The organism is Streptomyces sp. BI87 (genome assembly GCF_025957665.1).
GTDB lineage: Bacteria > Actinomycetota > Actinomycetes > Streptomycetales > Streptomycetaceae > Streptomyces > Streptomyces albidoflavus.
Map to the genome: position 1 here is coordinate 2,225,143 of NZ_CP110079.1, position 19,859 is coordinate 2,245,001.

14 protein-coding genes are annotated in these 19,859 nt (G+C 74.0%); 1 reads left to right on the forward strand and 13 read right to left on the reverse strand.

The window, feature by feature from the left end; genetic code table 11:
• Positions 1 to 5: 5 nt before the first annotated feature.
• The 9 genes from OIM89_RS09635 to OIM89_RS09675 form a co-directional block, all read right to left on the reverse strand.
• Entirely contained in the window at positions 6 to 2,303 is a 2,298-nt protein-coding gene (locus OIM89_RS09635) for a xanthine dehydrogenase family protein molybdopterin-binding subunit (protein WP_030696393.1), read from the reverse strand.
• Positions 2,300 to 4,177, reverse strand: a complete 1,878-nt coding sequence (locus OIM89_RS09640) for a (2Fe-2S)-binding protein (RefSeq protein WP_047470174.1) — start codon at positions 4,175 to 4,177, stop codon at positions 2,300 to 2,302. Before OIM89_RS09640 ends, OIM89_RS09635 begins: the two co-directional genes overlap by 4 nt.
• Positions 4,174 to 5,070, reverse strand: a complete 897-nt coding sequence (locus tag OIM89_RS09645) for an FAD binding domain-containing protein (protein WP_030696391.1) — start codon at positions 5,068 to 5,070, stop codon at positions 4,174 to 4,176. Before OIM89_RS09645 ends, OIM89_RS09640 begins: the two co-directional genes overlap by 4 nt.
• 319 nt (positions 5,071 to 5,389) lie before the next feature.
• Positions 5,390 to 7,027 carry a beta-N-acetylhexosaminidase gene (locus OIM89_RS09650; RefSeq protein ID WP_047470171.1) on the reverse strand — a complete coding sequence of 546 codons (1,638 nt, stop codon included), beginning with the start codon at positions 7,025 to 7,027 and terminating at the stop codon, positions 5,390 to 5,392.
• Between the two features lies 1 nt (position 7,028).
• Complete coding sequence (locus tag OIM89_RS09655) at positions 7,029 to 7,862, reverse strand: carbohydrate ABC transporter permease (protein WP_030696389.1); 834 nt, start codon at positions 7,860 to 7,862, stop codon at positions 7,029 to 7,031.
• Positions 7,859 to 8,815: a carbohydrate ABC transporter permease gene (locus tag OIM89_RS09660; RefSeq protein WP_047470167.1), complete on the reverse strand. Its 957-nt coding sequence runs from the start codon at positions 8,813 to 8,815 to the stop codon at positions 7,859 to 7,861. The genes OIM89_RS09655 and OIM89_RS09660 overlap by 4 nt, the downstream gene beginning before the upstream one ends.
• A 31-nt stretch (positions 8,816 to 8,846) precedes the next feature.
• Positions 8,847 to 10,151 carry an extracellular solute-binding protein gene (locus tag OIM89_RS09665; RefSeq protein ID WP_257381505.1) on the reverse strand — a complete coding sequence of 435 codons (1,305 nt, stop codon included), beginning with the start codon at positions 10,149 to 10,151 and terminating at the stop codon, positions 8,847 to 8,849.
• Positions 10,152 to 11,144: 993 nt separating this feature from the next.
• Positions 11,145 to 11,438 (reverse strand): DUF3039 domain-containing protein, encoded by a 294-nt coding sequence (locus OIM89_RS09670; RefSeq protein WP_030696386.1) that lies wholly within the window; start codon positions 11,436 to 11,438, stop codon positions 11,145 to 11,147.
• Between the two features lie 62 nt (positions 11,439 to 11,500).
• A complete protein-coding gene (locus tag OIM89_RS09675) occupies positions 11,501 to 12,073 on the reverse strand; it encodes a YqgE/AlgH family protein (protein WP_015507189.1) in 573 nt (190 codons plus the stop codon).
• Between the two features lie 350 nt (positions 12,074 to 12,423).
• Between OIM89_RS09675 and murA the strand changes: the two genes are divergently transcribed.
• Positions 12,424 to 13,764, forward strand: a complete 1,341-nt coding sequence (murA, locus tag OIM89_RS09680) for a UDP-N-acetylglucosamine 1-carboxyvinyltransferase (RefSeq protein ID WP_018469724.1) — start codon at positions 12,424 to 12,426, stop codon at positions 13,762 to 13,764.
• A 313-nt stretch (positions 13,765 to 14,077) separates the two neighbouring features.
• Here murA and OIM89_RS09685 read toward each other — a convergent pair whose 3' ends face one another.
• From OIM89_RS09685 to OIM89_RS09700, 4 genes are all read right to left on the reverse strand, one after another.
• Positions 14,078 to 14,359: an HU family DNA-binding protein gene (locus OIM89_RS09685; protein WP_003950507.1), complete on the reverse strand. Its 282-nt coding sequence runs from the start codon at positions 14,357 to 14,359 to the stop codon at positions 14,078 to 14,080.
• 408 nt (positions 14,360 to 14,767) lie between these two features.
• Positions 14,768 to 16,198: an NAD-dependent malic enzyme gene (locus OIM89_RS09690; RefSeq protein WP_030696385.1), complete on the reverse strand. Its 1,431-nt coding sequence runs from the start codon at positions 16,196 to 16,198 to the stop codon at positions 14,768 to 14,770.
• 500 nt (positions 16,199 to 16,698) lie between these two features.
• Entirely contained in the window at positions 16,699 to 19,086 is a 2,388-nt protein-coding gene (locus OIM89_RS09695; protein ID WP_030696384.1) for a HelD family protein, read from the reverse strand.
• 124 nt (positions 19,087 to 19,210) lie between these two features.
• Positions 19,211 to 19,798 (reverse strand): CGNR zinc finger domain-containing protein, encoded by a 588-nt coding sequence (locus OIM89_RS09700; RefSeq protein ID WP_052231101.1) that lies wholly within the window; start codon positions 19,796 to 19,798, stop codon positions 19,211 to 19,213.
• Between the last annotated feature and the right edge of the window lie 61 nt (positions 19,799 to 19,859).

Consider the following 19,859-nt stretch of genomic DNA (forward strand, 5'->3'; position numbering starts at 1 on the left):
CTCCCTCAGCTCTGGGCCACCGCCGCCTGCGGGCGGATCGGCAGGCGGTTGACCGGGCGGCCGGAGGCGGCGCGGACGGCGGAGGCGACGGCGGCCGGGGCGGTGACCACCGGTACGGCGCTGGCGGCCTTGGCGCCGAAGGGGGCGACCACGTCCCGCTCCTCGACCAGGCGGACGATGCGGATGTCGGGGGCGTCCAGCGCGGTCGGCAGGGCGTACCCGGTGAGGTCGGGGTGGCGCAGGACGCCCTGGGGCGCGCGCAGGTTCTCGGTGAGGGCGGCGCCGAGCCCCTGGGTGAGCCCGGCCTCGATGCGGGCGGCGATCTGGGCGGGGTTGAGGACCCGGCCGACGTCCTGGGCGACGGCCAGCTCGACCACCCGGACCGAGCCGATCTCCACGTCCACGTCGACCACGGCCCGCACGGCGCAGAAGACCAGGCCGACGAAGGCGTCCCCCTGCCCGGCGCCGTCCAGCGGCTCCGTGGGGTGCGGGCGGCACTGGGCGGTGGCCCAGAGTTCCTTCCCGTCCATCGCCTCGGTGACGGTGGTGGAGAGCACCCCGTCGTAGGAGGTGATCTTGCCGTCGGTGATCTGGAGGAGTTCGGTGGACATGCCGAACTGGTGGGCCAGCGGCTGGAGCAGCTGCGTACGGACCATCTTGGCGGCGCGCTCGACGGCTCCGGCGGAGACCCAGGTGTGGCGGCTGTGGCAGGAGGGCCCGGCGGGCGGCTGGTCGGTGTCGACGGGGGCGACGGCCACCTCGTCGATGCCCAGGGTCTCCTGGACGATCTGCCGGGCCAGCGTGGTGAACCCCTGCCCGGTCTCGACGGCGGCGCAGATGACGGTGGCCCGGCCGTCCTGGACGCGGACGGTGGCGGTGGAGACCTCGTCGGCGCCCTCGGCCCCGAGCATGTGGACCATGCCGAGCCCGTAGCCGACCCCGCGCCGCACCGCCCCGGGCTCACCGGCGCCCTCGGGGCCGCCGGGCAGCAGCCACTCCTCCTCGGGGGTGTCCTTGGGGAGCGCGGGCAGCGGGAAGTCCTGGACGGCCTGGAGGAGTTCGGCGACCGGCGCGGGGCAGGTCACGGTCTGGCCGGTGGGCAGCACGTCTCCGGTGGCCAGCACGTTGCGCGCCCGCACCTCGGCCGGCTCCAGCCCGAGCTTCTTGGCGAGCTTGTCCATCTGCGCCTCGTACGCCGCGCAGACCTGGAGGGCGCCCTCGCCGCGCACGTGCCCGGCGGGCGGGTTGTTGGTGCGCACCGCCCAGCCGTCGATGGTGGCGTGCGGGACGACGTACGGGCCGCAGGCGAAGGCGACGGCGGCGGCCAGCGACTCGCGGGAGGAGTCGGTGTACGCGCCGCAGTCCATCAGGATCTGCGCCTCCACGCGGACCAGCCTGCCCTCGGCGTCGGCGTGGTGGCGGTAGCGGAGCAGGGTGGGGTGGCGGTGGGCGTGGCCGAGGAACGACTCCTCGCGGGTGGCGGCCAGTTTGACCGGGCAGCCGGTGCGCATCGCCAGCAGCCCGAGCGGCAGCAGGAAGCCGGGGTCCTCGCGGTCGGCGGTGGCGCCGGGGACGCCGGTGACGACGACCTTGACCCGCTCGGGGTCGAGCCCGTAGACGGCGGCGGCCCGGTCGCGGTCGGCGTGCGGGTCGGTGGAGGCGGCGTACAGCTCGACGCCGCCGTCCGGGCGGGGCACGGCGAGGCCGGCCTCGGCGCCGACCGGGGCCGGGTCCTGGCGGCCGATGCGGTAGACACCCTCGACGACCGTCTCGCCGGTGGCCTCCTGGTCGCCGTGGCGCAGCGGGATGTGGCGGACCACGTTGCCGTCGGGGTGGAGCGGTTCGGCGGTGAAGGCTTCCTCGGGGTCGGTCTGGGCCGGGAGCACCTCGTACTCGACCATGATCGCGGCGGCGGCCATCCGGGCGGTGTCCGGGTGGTCGGCGGCGACGGCGGCCAGCGGTTCGCCGTGGTGGCGGACGACCTCGGAGGCGAAGACGGGCCGGTCGGCACCGTAGCGGCCGTGCAGCCCCACGCCGGGCACGTCCTCGTGGGTGACGATCGCGTGGACGCCGGGCATCCGGGCGGCCTGCCGGGTGTCGATCGAGACCACCCGCGCGTGCGCGTGCGGCGAGCGCAGCACGGCGGCCCAGAGCAGCCCCTCGGCCCACAGGTCGGCGGCGTACGGGAAGGTGCCCTCGGTCTTGGCGCGGGCCTCGGCGAGCGGCAGCGAGACCCCGAGCCCGTGCGGGGCCGGTTCGGCGTCGGCCTGGGCGGGGATACCGGTGGCGGTGTCGTGGCTCACGCCTGGCCTCCGTGCTGCTCGTGCGGGCCCTGCTCGTCGTACCCGTAGCCGTCCTGGCCGTGGTGGGGCGGGTAGCCGCCGGTGTCGTACGAGGGCGGGGGCTGCGGCAGGCCGTCGTAGCCGTCGGGCAGGGTGCCGTACGGGTGGCCGGGGGCCTCGCCGTCGGCGGGTCCGGCCTGGTGCGGGATGACCACCTCGGCCTGCTCCTCGCCCGCCGGCTCCTCGGCCTCGGCGTTCTCCTCCTCGGCGGCGGCCTCGGCGGACGCCTCGCGTTCCCCGACGACGTCGCGGACCGACTCCAGGATGGCGCGGTAGCCGGAGCAGCGGCAGAGGTTGCCGGAGAGGGCCTGGCGGGTCTCCAGGTCGGTGGGGCGGGGGTTGCCCTCCAGCAGGTCGTGGATGGTCATCGCCATGCCGGGGATGCAGAACCCGCACTGCACGGCGCAGTGGCGGGCCAGCGCGCGCTGCACGTCGGAGGGTTCGCCGGGGCCGCCGTCCTCGGCGGCGCCGAGCCCCTCGACGGTGTGGATGTCGCTGCCCTCGGTGGTGGCGGCGGGCACCAGGCAGGAGGCGACGACCCGCCCGTCGACGCGGACCGCGCAGGCCCCGCACTCACCCTGCGAGCAGCCGTCCTTGGCCCCGGCGAGCCCGAGCCGCTCCCGCAGCACGTGCAGCAGCGACTCTCCGATCCACGCCTCGGTGACGGGCCGGTCGATGCCGTTGACGTTCAGCGTGTACGAGACGACCGGCCGCTCGTCGTGGAGCCCGCCGGCCTCGGGCGCCTCCTCGGCGGCCTCGTCGGCGGAGCCGTCGGACTCCTCGCCCGCGCCCTCCGTCTCAGCTTCCGTTTCAGCTTCCGCCTCGGGCTCGCGTGTGGGCTCGGCGTCCGTCTCCGGGGCGCTCTCGGCCTCCGGGGTGGATTCCGCCTGGCCTTCCGCTTCGAGGCCCTCCGGGGCGTCCTGAGCCCCCTCGGGGGCCGCCTCGGGGACCGCTTCCGACGCCTGTTCCGGAGCGGTCGCCTCCGCCTCCCCGGCCCAGGGCGCGGTCGCCCCGCCGGGGAGCGTGGCGGGGGCCTGGTGGGTCGGGGCGGCGGCCCAGGCGCCGGTCCGGGGCGCGGCCTCGGAGAGCGGGTACTCGCCGGACTCCTCGGGCACGTCCTCCGGGGCGAGCGGCACCGACCACTGGCCGGTCCCGCCCGTCGCGGGCGGGGCGCTCTCACCGAGCGCGGCGCCGAAGTCCCAGTGCCCGGTGGCGTCCTGGCCGGGCACGGTGGAGCCGGGCCCCTGCTGCTGGCCGGGGATGCCGGGCTGGTCGTGCGGCTGCGCGGCGCGCTCGGCGCCTCCGAAGGCGGCGCCGAGGTCGGGCCGGGGGCCGTCCGGGGAGAGCCCCGGCGGGATGGTCAGGGGCCGGGTGTCGCCGAAGGCGTCGGTGGCCGCGAAGGCGTCGGCGGGGGGCTGCGGGTAGCCGTCGGCGCCGGGGACCTGCGCGCCGTCCGGGTAGACGTCGGCGACGACCTGGCCGGGCGCGGCCTCGGGCACGCCCTGCGGCGGCAGCGTCCCGTACGGGTCGGGCCCGTGCCCGGCCGTCTGCGCGTACGGGTCGGGCGCGGGGGCGCCGCCCGCGACGGCACCGGGGAGGGACCAGACGCCGGTGGCGGCCGGGTCGGCGGGGCCGGTGGCGGGGGTGACGGTGATCGGGGGCACGTACCCCTGGCCGGGGGCGGCGAGGGGGATGTCGGCGATGCCCTCGGGGAGCTGGACGAAGGCGGTCGCCCCGTCGTCGTACTCCTCGCCGCCCTGGTGGGGGATGGCACCCCAGCTCAGGGAGGCGCCGCGGGCCGCTCCGGTGCCCTCGCGCCGCTCGTCGTCGGTCATGACAGCGCTCTTCCCAGTGCTCGTCGGGCCAGCGCGGCGACGGTGCGCCGCAGGTGCAGTACGGCGGGCGCCAGCTTCGGCGGCTCGCCGCCGTCGGCCGGGACCTCCGGGTCCGGCACACAGGCCGTGGCCACGTACGTCCCGAAGGCGGTCAGGGCCTCCTGCGGCAGGCCCCGTTCGCCGTCCCAGTCGATGAGGGAGGCGGCCCAGCGTTCCGCCTCCAGGGGCCGCAGCGGCATCGGGGCGATGGCGCCGATGGCGCACCGCACCTCGCGCCGGGCCGGGTCGACCACCAGGGCGACGGAGGCGGTGGCGCGGCCGGGGCCGGTGCGGCCGGTGGCCTTGAGGAAGACCTGCGGGGCGTGGAGCAGCGGGACGCGGACCCAGCCGATGAGTTCACCGCCGCGCAACATGTCCATGCCCGCCAGCAGATGGGAGACGGAGACCTCGCGGCGGCCGCCGCCGGGCGAGGCCACGACGAGGGTGGCCTCCAGGGCGGCGAGGACGGGCAGGGTGTCGCCGGAGGGGGCGGCGGTGGCGATGTTGCCGCCGAGCGTCCCGGCGTTGCGGATCTGCGGGGGGCCGGCGGCGCGGGCGGCGGCGGCCAGCGCCGGGATGAGCGCGGCGAAGTCGGGGCGGCCCATACGGGCGTGGGTCAGTCCGGCGCCGAGCAGGGCGTGCCCGTCGAGGTACTGCCAGCCCCGGATCTCGCGGACCCGGCCGAGGCCGACGAGGGCGGTGGGGCGCAGTTGCCCGGCGTTGACCGAGGCCATGAGGTCGGTGCCGCCCGCGACGGGGACGGCGGCGGGCGTGGCGGCGAGCGCGGCCACGGCCTCGTCCAGGGAGGCGGGCAGCGTCACCGACGCTGCCGCCTGCGGTGCGTGCGTGGTCAAAACCGGCTGCCCCTTCCGTCACCCCGCCTGGTCCCGGCTGTTGCGCCGTACGGTACGTCCTCACAGGCGGGACGTGGCAACTCTGGCACATCTTGCCGGTCCCTCGGAGCGGGGGTCCGCTAGGGGAGTTTTGCCCCTTCTGGCCGTGGCGCAAGGGGTTTTGCCCTTTTGCGCGGGCTGCGCGGGGGCGCCCCGGTTCCGCGATCGAGGGGGCGTACGCCGGGGGCGCGCGGGCGACGCACGGGAGCCGCGCCCACTCCCGGGAGCTCGCCGCGCCGTGCGGTGCCGGCCGGGGCACCGCACGGCGTTCCGGTCCGGCTCAGCCCGGCTGCGGCGCGCCCTCGAAGGGGCGGCCCAGGACGCCGGGGCGGCGCTGCCAGGGGCGCGGGCCGGACGGCGGGCGGTAGGCGACGCCGAGGGCGTCGAGGCGGCGGAAGTGGGTCTCCATCCGGGCGTCGAAGCCGGCGAAGTCGCGCTCCTCGGAGGCGGGCAGCGGCGACCAGGCGACCTCGGCGAGGGCGGCGAGGCGCGGGTAGAGCTGGTAGTCGACGCGGTCCTGGTTCTCCAGCACCTCGGTCCAGACGTTGGCCTGGACGCCGATGACGTGCGCGGCCTCGTCCCCGGTCAGCTCCGGCGGGACGGGCTCGAAGCGGTAGACGTCCTCCAGCGTGCGGACGTAGCCGATCGGCACCGGCTCGTCAGGCCCGCCGTCCTCCCGGTAGTTCAGGTAGACCTGCTGCTCGGGGCACATGATCACGTCGTGGCCCGCGCGGGCGGCGGCGATGCCCCCGGCGTAGCCGCGCCAGGAGGAGACGGTGGCCCCCTCGGCGAGGCCGCCCTCCAGGATCTCGTCCCAGCCGACGAGGCGGCGCCCGCGCGCGGTGAGCCACCGGTCGAAGTGCCGGATGAACCAGGACTGGAGGCCGTCCTCGTCACCCACACCCAGTTCGGCGATGCGCGCCTGCGCCGCCGGTGAACGCTTCCATTCGTCCTTCTCGCATTCGTCGCCGCCGACGTGGATGAAGCGGGACGGGAAGAGTTCCAGGACTTCCTCGAAGACCCCTTCGTAGAAACGCAGGGTGTCCTCGGTCGGCGCCAGCGCGTGCGGGTTGATGCCCCAGGTGTCCCAGACGCCGAGGCTCGCGGTGTCCGTCACATCGGTGTTGCCGAGTTCCGGATAGGCGGCGATGGCGGCCTGCGAGTGGCCCGGAATCTCGATCTCGGGGACGACGGTGATGTGGCGTTCGGCGGCGTAGGCGACGATCTCGCGGATGTCGTCGTGGGTGTAGTAGCCACCGTGCGGGGTGTCGTTCCACAACTCCGACGCGCGGTGCCCCCATTTGCTGCGCGGCCGCCAGCTGCCGGTGCGGACGAGTTCGGGGTGGCGGCGGATGTCGATGCGCCAGCCCTGGTCGTCGGTGAGATGGAAGTGGAAGACGTTGAGTTTGTGCGCGGCGAGCAGGTCGAGATGGCGCAGCACCCCGTCCTTCGGCATGAAGTGCCGGGCCACGTCGAGCATCATGCCGCGCCAGGCGAACCGCGGCGCGTCCTCGATCCTCACGTGGCCGAGCTGCCAGGCGCGCCCCGGGTTGAGCGGCGCCCGCCGGAACGCGTCGGGCCCCAGCAGCTGACGCAGGGTCTGCGCGCCCCAGAAGACTCCGGCCGCGTCACCGCCCTCGATCAGCACCCCCCCGGCGGACACGGTGAGCCGGTACGCCTCGGCGCCCAGCCCGCCCGCCTCCCCCGGGACGCGCAGGTCGACGACGGGTCCGGGGTGCCCGTCGGCGGCCTCGGGCAGGGCGAGCCCGGTGGCGGCGCCCACGGTGGTACGCAGCCAGCGCGCGGCGGTGCCGGTGCCCGCGCCGGTGCGCAGGGCGGTGTCAGGGCCGAGGGTGAGCCGGGTCTCGGGGCCGCTCTCGGGGCGGTGGTGACGGGGGGCGGGGATGAGGTGGTGCACGTCAGTCCTTGACCGCGCCGCCGAGCCCGGAGACCAGGCGGCGCTGAACGAGTACGAAGAAGACGAGGACGGGAACGGTCATGACGGTGGACGCGGCCATGATGCCGCCCCAGTCGTTCTCCTCGGGCTTGAAGAAGAGCAGCAGCGCCATCGGGAGAGTCGACTGGGAGGTGTCGCTGATGATGAAGGACTTGGCGAAGAGGAAGTCGTTCCAGGTGCTGATGAAGGAGAACACACTGGTCGCCACCAGGCCGGGGAAGACCAGCGGGAAAAGGATCTGCCAGAGAAAGCGGGTACGGCTCGCGCCGTCGATCAGCGCGGCCTCCTCCAGCGCCTCGGGAACGGCCTTCACGAATCCGCGCAGCATCCAGATGGCGAAGGGCAGCGAAAACGCCAGATGCGGCAGGATCAGCGCGCCGAGCGTGTTCAGCAGCCCGAAGTCCCGCATCTGGAAGAAGAGCGGAATGGTGAGCGCTTCGACCGGCACCATCTGCGCCACCAGGAACATGATGAGCAGCGTGGTCCGGAACCGGAACTTGAACCGCGTCACCGCCGTCGCCGCGAGGAACGCGATCAGCGCCGACAGCACCACCACACTCCCCGCCACGAAGAGGCTGTTGAGGAAGTAGCGCCCGAATTCCTCCTGCTGGAACACCCGCCGGAACGAGTCGAGCGAGGGCGCCAGCGTCCAGGGCCGCGGAGTGTCCGACTGGATCTCCCCGGCCGGCTTGAACGCCGACAGCACCATCCAGTACAGCGGAAACGCCACGACGGCGGCGGCCAGCAACGCGAACGCCTCGGCGGCCAGGCGCCAGGGGCGGTGGACGAGTCTCACAGTTCTTCTCCCTGGCGTCGCATCAGCCGGAGGTACACGAGGGTGACGGCGAGCAGGAGGAGGAGCATGACGACGCCGATGGCGGCGCCGAGGCTGTACTCCGAGGAGGCGAAGGCCTGCTGGTAGGCGTAGACGTTGAGGACGAGGTTCTGGCCGGCGATGCCGCCGCCGTCCGTCATGACGTAGATCTGGGTGAAGATCTTGAAGTCCCAGATCACCGACTGGATGGTGACGACCAGGAGGATCGGGCGGAGCATCGGTGCCAGGACCGAGCGCCAGATGCGCCACTGCGAGGCGCCGTCCAGCGAGGCGGCCTCCAGCACCTCGGTGGGGACGGCGCGGATGCCCGCGTAGACGGTGACCATCACGAACGGGAAGGAGCACCAGACCACTTCGAGCAGGACCAGGGCGAAGGCGCTGTAGCGGCCGTACGTCCAGGAGAAGTCGCCGAGGCCGAGCAGCCGGTTGACCGGGCCGAAGTCGGCGTCGAAGAGGAACATCCACACCGTGGAGCCGGTGATGGCCGGGGTGGCCCAGGCGCCGAGCGAGGCGATGAGCAGGGCCAGGCGCGGCAGGGCGCGGATGCGGGTCAGCAGGACGGCGAAGGCGCAGCCGACGAAGAGCGTGGAGAGGACGCAGAGCCCGGCGAAGACCACGGTGGCGGTCAGGACCTGCCAGAACTGCGGGTCGGCGAAGAGCTTCTGGTAGTTGCCGAGCCCCTGGAACGAGGTCGGCTCGCCGCCGCTGACCTGGGCCTGGGTGTACTCCAGGACGGATATCAGGCCGAGCTGGTAGACGGGGTAGACCAGCAGTCCGGCGAGGACGACCAGGGCGGGGGCGAGGTAGAGCCAGGGCGTCCAGCCGGGGCGGCGGGAGCCGGATCTCGGGGGCCGGGCGCCCCCGCCGCCCTTGCGGACGGGCGGGGTGGCCGGGGCGGTCAGGGTCTGGGTCACGGTGGTGCCGTTCTTCCGGTACGCGGGGGCGTCAGCCCGCGCTCGCGAAGGCGTCGTCCATCTTCTTGGCCGCGTCGCGCGAGGCGGCGGCCACGTCCTTCCGGCCGCTGACGATCTCCTGGAACATCGTCGGCAGCACCAGCGAGGAGTCGATCCGCGCCCAGGCCGGGGAGGCGGGCACGAACTGCGCGCCCGCGTCGAGGGTCTCGACGAACGGCTTGACGAAGGGCTCCTCGGCGGCGGCCTCGGCGCGGGTGTCGGTGAAGGTCGGCAGGAAGCCCATGGCGTCGAACAGCTCGCTCTGCGCCTTCTTCCCGGCCAGCTCCTTGACCAGGTCGACGGCGAGGGAACGGCGCTCGGTCGACTTGAGGACGCCCAGGTTGTTGCCGCCCGCGAAGGCCGGGGCGATCTCGCCCTTCTCGGTGCCGGGCAGCGGCACGACCGCGTACTTCCCCTTGACCTTGCCGTCCTCCATCGCCTGGTGGCTGAAGTCGCCGCCGATCGCCATGCCGGCCTTCCCGGCCGCGAACGCCGTCACGGTGTCGTTGCCGCCCATCTGCGCGCACTTGGCGGCCGGGCAGTTGTCCGGGCCGAAGAGGTCGGTGTACGCCGCGATCCCGGCCTGCGACTTCTTGTCGGCCAGCGTCGAGGTGTACGCACCGTCCTTCTCCTCGGCGAGTCCGCCGCCGTGCGCCCAGAGGAAGGGCATGGCGCCGTAGGTGTACGCGCCGCCGACCGCGATGCCGTACAGCCCCGGCTCGGCCTTGCGGATCTTCTTCGCCGCGGCCGCCACCTCGTCCAGGGTCTCGGGCACCGCGACGGAGTGCTTCTCGAAGAGGTCGGTGCGGTAGTACAGGGCGCGGACGCCGACGAAGTAGGGGGCGCCGTACGTCTTGCCGTCCACGGTGACCGAGGCGCGGGCCGCCTCGTCAGTGTCGGCGGCCTCGTCCCAGGCCGCGAACTCCTCGCTGATGTCGGCGAGTCCGCCGTCGCGGACGTACCCCGCGGTGTCGGTGTTGCCGTACTCGATGACGTCCGGGGCGCTGCTCGGGTCGTTGAAGGCGGCCTTGATCTTCTCGGCCCGGGAGTCGACGGGGATGTACTGGACGTCGACCTTGCTGCCCTGGTGGGCCTTCTCGTAGGCGGCCACGGCCCGGTCGACCACCTTGGCCTTGGGCCCGTTGTTGACCTCCTGGAAAAGCCAGACCCTGAGGTCCCCGGTCTTCTCGTCCTTGCCGGAGGAGGTGTCGGAGGTCTGCGGGGCACAGGCGGTGGCGGCGAGTCCGGCGAGGACGAGGGCCGCTACGGGTGCGGCCAGGCGGGGCAGGAGCTTCATCCGGGGTCCCTCATGTAGGCACGTTGCATTCTCCGCAACGCTTGTTTCGCGCTGCACAACAGCAGGAGCGTAGGGCGGCTGTCGCCGCCCGACAAGGGGGGACTCGTCAGTAGGGGGCAAGGGGGGTGGGGGGGAGTTGAGCTCCCGCTCTCAACCGGGGTGCGCCGGGCGGGCGTTCGTTCGGGGAGCGCCCCCGGGCCGGCCCGGACGGGCATGGGGGCTTGTGCGGCTTCCGGCAGCGGTACAGGCGGACTTGGCCTCCCGGCCGGGCGGGGGGGCTGCGGGCGCCACCCGGGCGGCGGGGGCGGGGGTGGCCTCAAGCGCCGGCCGGGCCGGGAGTGTTCTGGCTGGTCTCCGGCACTCAAGCCCGCCCGGCTCAAAGACGGCCTCAAACGCCGGCCGGGCCGGGAATGATCCAGCTGGGCTCCGATTCCCACGCGCAGGTCAAAGACGGCCTCAAACGCGGGCCGGGCCGGAAGGGTGAGGCCCGGTCAGGAACGATGCGGCTGGGTCCGCCGCCGCAGGGCGCGCGTCACAGATGGCCTCAGACGCCGGCCGGGCTTGAAGGAATCGCCAGCCGGACTCGGTCGTAGAGCGCGGCTCACCGATGGCCTGCATCGCCGGCCGGGCTTGAGGCCGACAGCCTGGCACCCCGCCCAAGCCCAACTCCAGCCCGGCCGGCGCTTGAGGCCACCGAGCCCGGCCGGCGTTTGAGGCCATCGGTGGCCGCAGGCACAGCAGCCCGGCGCGCAGCCCCACAGCCGCCCCACCGCGACCCCAGCCCGGCCGGCGCTTGAGGCCAAATCCAGCCCGGCCGGCGCTTGAGGCCACCGAGCCCGGCCGGCGTTTGAGGCCACCCCACCGCCGGCCCAGCAAAAAGCCCCCGGCAGCACCCCCGTCAGGGGCGCCCCGGGGGCCGAGTCCGCGCGGGCAGAGCAGGAATACGGGAAAGGGGTCGAGGACGAGCAGAGGGGGCCCAGGTAAAAGGCGGCCCTACTTCTTGTCCTTGCCCCCGTCGCCCTTGCCCTTGTCGCCGCCCGGGCCCATGGACTCGTAGATCTCCTTGCACATCGGACACACCGGGTACTTCTTGGGGTCCCGCCCGGGGACCCAGACCTTGCCGCAGAGGGCGACCACGGGAGTGCCGTCGAGGGCACTGGCCATGATCTTGTCCTTCTGGACGTAATGGGCGTAGCGCTCGTGGTCGCCGTCGCCGCTGGAGGTCTGCGGCGTCGGCTCTACGAGGGTCCCCGTACCTGCCCCGCGCTCGGGCTCAAGAGTGCTCATGGAGTCCAAGGGTACCCAGCCTCAGCGCGTCCCCGGGCTGACGCCCGCCGCGTGGGGGCGGGTCAGTTCAGCGAGGGGTCGTCGGGGTAGGTCGCGATCATCGCCAGCTCGCTGCGCTGGCGGCGCAGGACCGCCCGCCACAGGCCCTCGGGGCGGGGGGCGGAGATGTCGCCGGGCTCGGACTCCACGACGTACCAGGCGCCTTGGACCAGCTCCTCCTCCAGCTGGCCGGGGCCCCAGCCGGCGTACCCGGCGAAGATCCGCAGGGAGCCGAGGGCGGCGGCGAGGAGTTCGGGCGGGGCCTCCAGGTCGACGAGGCCGATCGCGCCGTGCACCGGGCGCCAGCCGAGCGGCGGGTCCGCGCAGCCGGGCCCGCCGGGGATGACGGCGACGCCGAGGGCGGAGTCGAGGGAGACGGGCCCGCCCTGGAAGACGACGCCGGGGTCGCCCGCCAGCTCGCCCCATCCCTCCAGGATGTCGCCGACCCCGACCGGGGTGGGCCGGTTGAGGACCACGCCGAGGGACCCCTCGGCGTCGTGGTCGAGGAGGAGGACCACCGCCCGGTCGAAATGCGGGTCGGCGAGTGCGGGGGTGGCCACGAGCAGTCGCCCTGTGAGCGAGGACACCTCGGTCATGTTCCCCATGATCCCGCATGGGCGGTGCGCGAGGGGAGCGCTCCGCGCCGTCCGTGGGTGCGCAGCTCAGGGCGCACGGAGGCGCGGTGGGCGCGCACGCGGGCCGGTGACCGTCCGCCACCGGTTCCGAACCGTACGTGTTGTGGCGAATTCATGACGCTTCAGGGCACCCCTCGGCCTTACTCAAGGGGGGTGGCGGGCCATTACCCTTGCGTGGTGCCGTGGCAGGCGGTGTCCGCCCGCCGAGGAGCGGCGCCCGGGGCGGATCACGCGCGTCCGGGGCCGGTCCTCGGCGGGCGAGCGCCGCGTGCCGGGCACAGCCCTGCCCCTTTCATCGGAACGCGAGATTCATGACCGTCAACGACGATGTACTGCTGGTCCACGGCGGAACCCCGCTGGAGGGCGAGATCCGGGTCCGTGGCGCGAAGAACCTCGTGCCCAAGGCCATGGTCGCCGCACTGCTCGGCAGCGCCCCGAGCCGGCTGGGCAACGTCCCCGACATCCGCGACGTCCGGGTGGTCCGCGGTCTGCTCCAGCTGCACGGCGTGACCGTGCGCCCCGGTGACGAGCCGGGCGAGCTGGTCATGGACCCGTCGCACGTGGAGAGCGCCAACGTCGCGGACATCGACGCGCACGCCGGCTCCTCGCGCATCCCCATCCTCTTCTGCGGCCCGCTGCTGCACCGGCTGGGCCACGCCTTCATCCCGGGGCTCGGCGGCTGCGACATCGGCGGCCGGCCGATCGACTTCCACTTCGAGGTGCTGCGGCAGTTCGGCGCGAAGATCGAGAAGCGCGCCGACGGCCAGTACCTGGAGGCCCCGCAGCGGCTGCGCGGCACCAAGATCGAGCTGCCGTACCCGTCGGTCGGCGCGACCGAGCAGGTGCTGCTGACGGCGGTGCTCGCGGAGGGCGTCACCGAGCTGTCCAACGCCGCGGTGGAGCCGGAGATCGAGGACCTGATCTGCGTCCTCCAGAAGATGGGTGCCATCATCGCGATGGACACCGACCGGACCATCCGCGTGACCGGTGTCGACAAGCTCGGCGGCTACCGCCACCGGGCGCTCCCGGACCGCCTGGAGGCGGCCTCCTGGGCGTCGGCCGCGCTGGCCACCGAGGGCAACATCTACGTGCGCGGTGCCCAGCAGCGCTCGATGATGACCTTCCTCAACACCTACCGCAAGGTCGGCGGCGCCTTCGAGATCGACGACGAGGGCATCCGCTTCTGGCACCCGGGCGGCCAGCTCAACGCCATCGCGCTGGAGACGGACGTGCACCCCGGCTTCCAGACCGACTGGCAGCAGCCGCTGGTGGTGGCGCTGACCCAGGCGACCGGCCTGTCGATCATCCACGAGACGGTCTACGAGTCGCGGCTCGGCTTCACCTCCGCGCTCAACCAGATGGGCGCCCACATCCAGCTCTACCGCGAGTGCCTGGGCGGCTCGGACTGCCGCTTCGGCCAGCGGAACTTCCTCCACTCGGCGGTCGTCTCGGGCCCGACCCGCCTCCAGGGCGCCGACCTGGTCATCCCCGACCTGCGCGGCGGCTTCTCGTACCTGATCGCGGCGCTGGCCGCGCAGGGCACCTCCCGGGTGCACGGCATCGACCTGATCAACCGGGGTTACGAGAACTTCCTCGACAAGCTGGTCGAGCTGGGCGGCAAGGTCGAGCTGCCGGGCAAGGCCCTGGGCTGACCCCCCGGCGGGGCTCCGGCCCCGCCGACCACCCGCTGACCACCGCTGAGGCGGCCGTACGCAGGCGCGTACGGCCGCCTCGGCGCTGTACGGGCCCTCGGGGTGCCCGGGGCCCCGACCCGGCCGTCGCGTGGCCCTGAACGGACGTACGGCCCTGCTCAGAGCCCCTGCGGGGGTCCGGGCACGCCGAAGGGGGGCGGCCACCCACTGCGGGTGGCCGCCCCCCTTCGCTGTCCCTGCGGCGCGCGGTCCACGGGCTGCCGCTCTCCGCCGCTGGGGCGGTGCGACGGCCGGCTGGCGCGTCCTTCGGGCCTTACTTGCCCTTGGCGGCTTCCTTGAGCTTGGAGCCCGCGGAGACCTTGACGCTGTAGCCGGCCGGAATCTGGATCGGCTCGCCGGTCTGCGGGTTGCGGGCGGTGCGAGCGGCACGGTGGGTGCGCTCGAAGGTCAGGAAACCGGGGATGGTGACCTTCTCGTCGCCCTTGGAGACGATGTCGCCGACGACCTCGGCGAACGCGGCCAGCACGGCGTCGGCGTCCTTGCGGGTCACCTCGGCGCGGTCGGCCAGGGCGGCCACCAGCTCACTGCGGTTCATGTTTGTACTCCCGTGTTCATCTTGCCGTTGAGGCGTGAGATCGAAGCCGATGCTGCCAGGGCCCCCCGAGGAGCCCCGTAACCGGGTCCGTCGTCGGACTCTCTTCCGCCCGGGTTCACCCTGGACGTAGCCCTCGAAGAGGCATCCTGCCCCCACCTGCGGCGCGAAAGCCAATCCGGCACCCGTGAGAGTCACACGGACAGCGCCACGGCCTCGGATCGTGACGCTCCGTCCGCTCTCGGCAGCGGACCGCAGGGCCGGGCGCCCGCCCGTGAGGGCGGTTCCCGCGCCGTTTCGCCACCCTAGAGCGGGGGCGGCCGGGCTCTTCCGCGACGCGCCGGTCCGCCGCCCCCGTGCGCCACCCCCGTTCAGGCGTACGGCGGGGGCGGCGGCACCCGGGTGGGTGTGTCAGACGGCGCTGGGGGCGGGGGCCGCGCCGACCGCCTTGGCGGCGCTGCTGACCGCGCCGGCGACGGCGCCGGCCACCTTGTCGTTGAAGACGCTCGGGATGATGTAGTTGGCGTTGACCTCGTCCTCGGCGACGACGTCGGCCAGGGCGCCGGCGGCGGCCAGCATCATCTCGGTGTTGACCGTGTGCGACTGGGCGTCCAGCAGGCCGCGGAAGACGCCCGGGAAGACCAGCACGTTGTTGATCTGGTTGGGGAAGTCCGAGCGGCCGGTGGCGACGACGGCGGCGGTCTCGCGGGCCACCGCCGGGTCGACCTCCGGGTCCGGGTTGGCCAGCGCGAAGACGATGGCGCCCTCGGCCATGGCGGCCACGTCGGCGCCGTCCAGGACGTTGGGGGCGGAGACGCCGATGAAGACGTCGGCGCCGACCACGGCCTCCTTGAGGGTGCCGGTGACGCCCTCGGGGTTGGTGTTGTCCGCGATCCAGCGCAGCGGGGAGTCCACCTCGGCGCCGACCAGGTCGTCGCGGCCGGCGTGGACGACGCCGTGGATGTCGGCGACGACGGCGTGCTTGACCCCGGCGGCAAGCAGCAGCTTGAGGATGGCGGTGCCGGCCGCGCCCGCGCCGGACATGACGACCCGGACGTCCCCGATGGACTTGCCGACGACGCGCAGCGCGTTGGTGAGCGCGGCGAGGACGACGATGGCGGTGCCGTGCTGGTCGTCGTGGAAGACGGGGATGTCCAGCGCCTCGCGGAGCCGGGCCTCGATCTCGAAGCAGCGCGGCGCCGAGATGTCCTCCAGGTTGATGCCGGCGAAGCCGGGGGCGATGGCCTTGACGATCTCCACGATCGCGTCGCTGTCCTGGGTGTCCAGGCAGATCGGCCAGGCGTCGATCCCGGCGAACCGCTTGAAGAGCGCCGCCTTGCCCTCCATCACCGGCAGCGCGGCCTTCGGGCCGATGTTGCCGAGGCCGAGGACGGCCGAGCCGTCGGTGACCACGGCGACCGAGTTGCGCTTGATGGTGAGGCGGCGGGCGTCCTCGGGGTTCTCGGCGATGGCCATGCAGACCCGGGCGACGCCGGGCGTGTAGACCATGGAGAGGTCGTCGCGGTTGCGGATGGGGTGCTTGGACGCCATCTCGATCTTGCCGCCGAGGTGCATCAGGAACGTACGGTCGGAGACCTTGCCGAGTACGACGCCGTCGATGCCGCGCAGGCCCTCGACGATCTCGTCGGCGTGCGCGGTGGAGCTCGCGGCGATGGTGACGTCGATCCGGAGCGCCTCGTGGCCGGAGGCGGTGACGTCGAGGCCGGTCACCGAGCCGCCGTGGGACTCCACGGCCGTGGTGAGCTGGGAGACCGCGGTGCCGCTGGCGGGCACTTCCAGCCGGACCGTCATCGAGTAGGAGACGCTGGGCGCCGTTGCCATGGCCGACTTCCTCTGCTTTCCCTGGTTCGCATACACACCGGCCACCTCTGTGCGTGGCGAGTGCTGTCCGATCGTCGCACCTACCGGGCAGTACGTGGTAGCCGCCTGAGTTACGGACGTTTTGTTCCCGGCCGGAGACCCGTTCGAAGCCTCATAGCGGAAAACGGATTCCACCATACGAGAATCCAGCTCCACGCGGAACCCCCGGCCCCGGTGGTGGGGGCCGGAGAGGGACGACGAGCACAGACGGGCCGGGCGACCGAAAGCGGTGGGGACGAACGGCGAAGGGCCCGCCTCCGTCGGTGACGGAGGCGGGCCCTTCGCGCTCAAGTCATGACACCGACCCGCCATGCTCGCCTCGCGGCAAGTGGTCGCTCGAAGCGACTATGGTTGGGCCCGGGGGCTTGGATCGAGCCGGTGCCGTCTCCCAGGCTAACAAACCTCCCCGATCCGTCCACTCCTGCGGAGCGACGGATTCCGCGCCCCTTCCGGCGCGCCTCTCACTCCCCCAGCAGCTCCGCCGGCACGTCGTCACGGAGCAGGTCCGGCACGCCGTCCGCGTCCGGCTGGTCACGGCGCCCGGAGACCACCGTCAGCTCCTGGGTCGCCCGGGTCAGCGCCACGTACAGCACGCGCAGCCCGGCCGGGGACTCGTCGGCCACCTCGGCCGGGGAGACCACCACCGTCGCGTCGTACTCCAGACCCTTGGCCTCCAGCGAGCCGAGCGCCACCACCCGTTCGCCGAGCCCGGCGACCCAGCGGGCGGCCTGCTCGCGGCGCTCCATCGGGACCACCACGCCGATCGTGCCGTCGACCGTCTCCAGCAGCCGGGCCGCCTCGGCGCGCACCGTCTCGCCCATCCGCTCGCCCGCCACCACGAAGCGCGGCTCGACGCCGGTGGAGCGGACGGCGCGCGGGGAGGCGGAGCCGGGCATGGCGAGGGCCAGCACGCGGGAGGCGAGCTCGGCGATCTCGGCGGGGTTGCGGTAGTTGACGGTCAGGGTGAAGCGGCGGCGGGGCCGCCTGCCGAGCGCCTCGTCACGGGCCTCGGCGGCCTCGTCCGGGTCGGACCAGGAGGACTGGGCGGGGTCGCCGACCACGGTCCAGGTGGCCTGGCGGCCGCGCCGGCCGACCATCCGCCACTGCATCGGGGTGAGGTCCTGAGCCTCGTCGACGATGACGTGGGTGTACTCGGTGCGCTCCTGGGCCAGCCGCTCGGCCCGCTCCCACTGGGTCTCCTCGCGGACCGGCATCAGTTCCTGAAGCCCCGTGAGGTGGTCGAGCGGATCGGTCTCGCGCTTGCGGCGCGGGCGCGGCGGGGTGCCGAGGACGGCCTCCAGCTCGTCGAGGAGGGCCACGTCGTGGACGGAGAGCGGGCCTTCCCCGGCCGGGCCGAGCCGGGCCAGCGAGCGGGCGACGCGGCGCACCTCGCCCTGGTTGAGGACCTTCCGTGACCAGCGGGCGAGCCGCTTCTCGTCGGCCATCGCGGCGAGCACGGCGCGCGGGGTCAGCTCGGGCCACCAGGCATCGAGGAAGGCGGTGAAGGAGTCCTCGGAGAGGATGTCCTCGTCGAAGCCGGAGCGCAGTTCGGCGGCGAGTTCCGGGTCCTGGTGGCGTCCCGAGGCGCCCGACCTGGTCCACAGCGCGTCGAGCAGCAGGCGGCGGGCGCGGGGCCGGAGGAGATTGACGGGGGCGGTGCCGCTGAGCGCGTTGCGCCGGATGCGGCCCAGTTCGGCGGCGTCCAGCTCGATGCGGCGGCCGAAGGCGACGACGCGCAGCCGCTCGGGCGGCCCGGCGGGGGCGGGCAGGCCGAGGTCGAGCTGTCCCTCGGGGACCTCGTCCTGTTCCTCGTCCCCACCCGCCGGGGCGGGCCGGGCGGTGCCGAGGTCCAGGGCGCCCCGGGCGGCCCGGCGCAGCACCTGGACCATCCGGGCGGAGCCCTTGGCGCGGGCGGCGGCCGGGGTGTCGTAGGCGGTGGCCTCGGCGCCGTCGACCAGGGAGCCGAGGGCGCGGATGGCGACCTGGCCCTCCTCGCCGAGGGAGGGCAGGACGCCCTCGGTGTAGGAGACGAGGAGCGGGGTCGGGGAGACGATGAGGATGCCGCCCGCGTACCGGCGCCGGTCCTGGTAGAGGAGGTAGGCGGCGCGGTGCAGGGCGACGGCGGTCTTGCCGGTGCCGGGGCCGCCCTCGACCAGCGTGACGGAGGCGGCGGGGGCGCGGATGACGCGGTCCTGCTCGGCCTGGATGGAGGCGACGATGTCGCGCATGGTGTGGCTGCGGGCCTGGCCGAGGGCGGCCATCAGAGCGCCGTCGCCGACCACGGCGAGCGGTTCGCCGTCGAGCCGCGCCGTCAGTTCGGGGCGCATCAGGTCGTCCTCGACGCCGAGCACCTGGCGTCCCTTGGAGCGGATGACGCGGCGCCGGACGACGCGGCCGGGCTCGACCGGCGTCGACCGGTAGAAGGGGGCGGCGGCGGGCGCGCGCCAGTCGATGACCAGCGGCGCGTAGTCGGCGTCGAGGACGCCGATGCGGCCGATGTGCAGGGTCTCGGCGATGTCGGCGGTGCCGTCGGGGCGGACGGCGTCGTCGGCGGGTTCCACGGAGGTGTAGGCGCCGTCGGGGCCCTTCTCGCCGTCCTTGCCGAGGAGCAGGTCGATGCGGCCGAAGAGGAAGTCCTCGAACTCGTTGTTGAGCCGGTTGAGGTGGATGCCGGCCCGGAAGACCTGGGCGTCGCGTTCGGCGAGCGCGCCGGGCGTGCCGACCTGGCCGCGGCGGGCCGCGTCCCGCATCAGGAACTCCGCCTCGTGGATCTTCTCCTCCAGGCGCCGGTACACCTGGTCGAGGTGGTCCTGTTCGATGCTGATCTCACGGTCGCGTACGTCGGCCACCGACGCCCCCTTCTCACATGCGCTGGGCAGCCGTCCAACTTACGCGACCGGCGGGGCCGTGTGCACGCCGCACACGCAATTGGAAGTCCCCGCTCCACTTGCCCGGGGCATGGACGGGCCCCGCTCAGCCCTTGCGGCTGCGCCGGTGCCGGGCGACGCGCTCGCGGTTGCCGCAGGTCTCCCCGGAGCACCAGCGGCGCCGGCGGCCGCGCGAGGTGTCGAGGTAGACCAGCGGGCAGTCCTGCCCGGCGCAGCGGCGGAGCAGGGCGCGGGCCCCGGGGTCGGTGAGGAGTTCCACCGCGTCGCGGGCGACCGCGCCCAGCAGCGCCTGGCAGTCGGGGTCGCCGGACAGGCCCCGGCCGAGGGTGCCGTCGGCCCGGCGGACGGCGCGCGGCGGGGGCGGCGGGTTGCGGGCGACGGCGTTGACCCGGTCGAGGGCGTGGCCGGGCGGGCGGCCGTCGAGTTCGGCGCCGACCACCGTGGCGATCTGGGTGCGCAGGTCGCGGAAGGCGGCGAGCCAGCCGGGTCCGGCACGCTCCAGCGGGGTGCCGGGCGGTACGAGTCCCGCGCCGGCCAGCCACTGCCGCAGCCGGTCGGGGCCGTCGAGCCGCTCGACCGGGTGCGCGGTGGCGGCGAGGTCCAGGCAGACCCGTCCGCAGTCGAACCGCAGCACCCGTGCGCTCGCCCCTGCCCGGTACGCGTGCCCCGTCATCGTGCACCTCCGCCCGCCGAGAGCCGGGGCCACCCGCCGCGGCCCCGCCCCGTCCACCGTG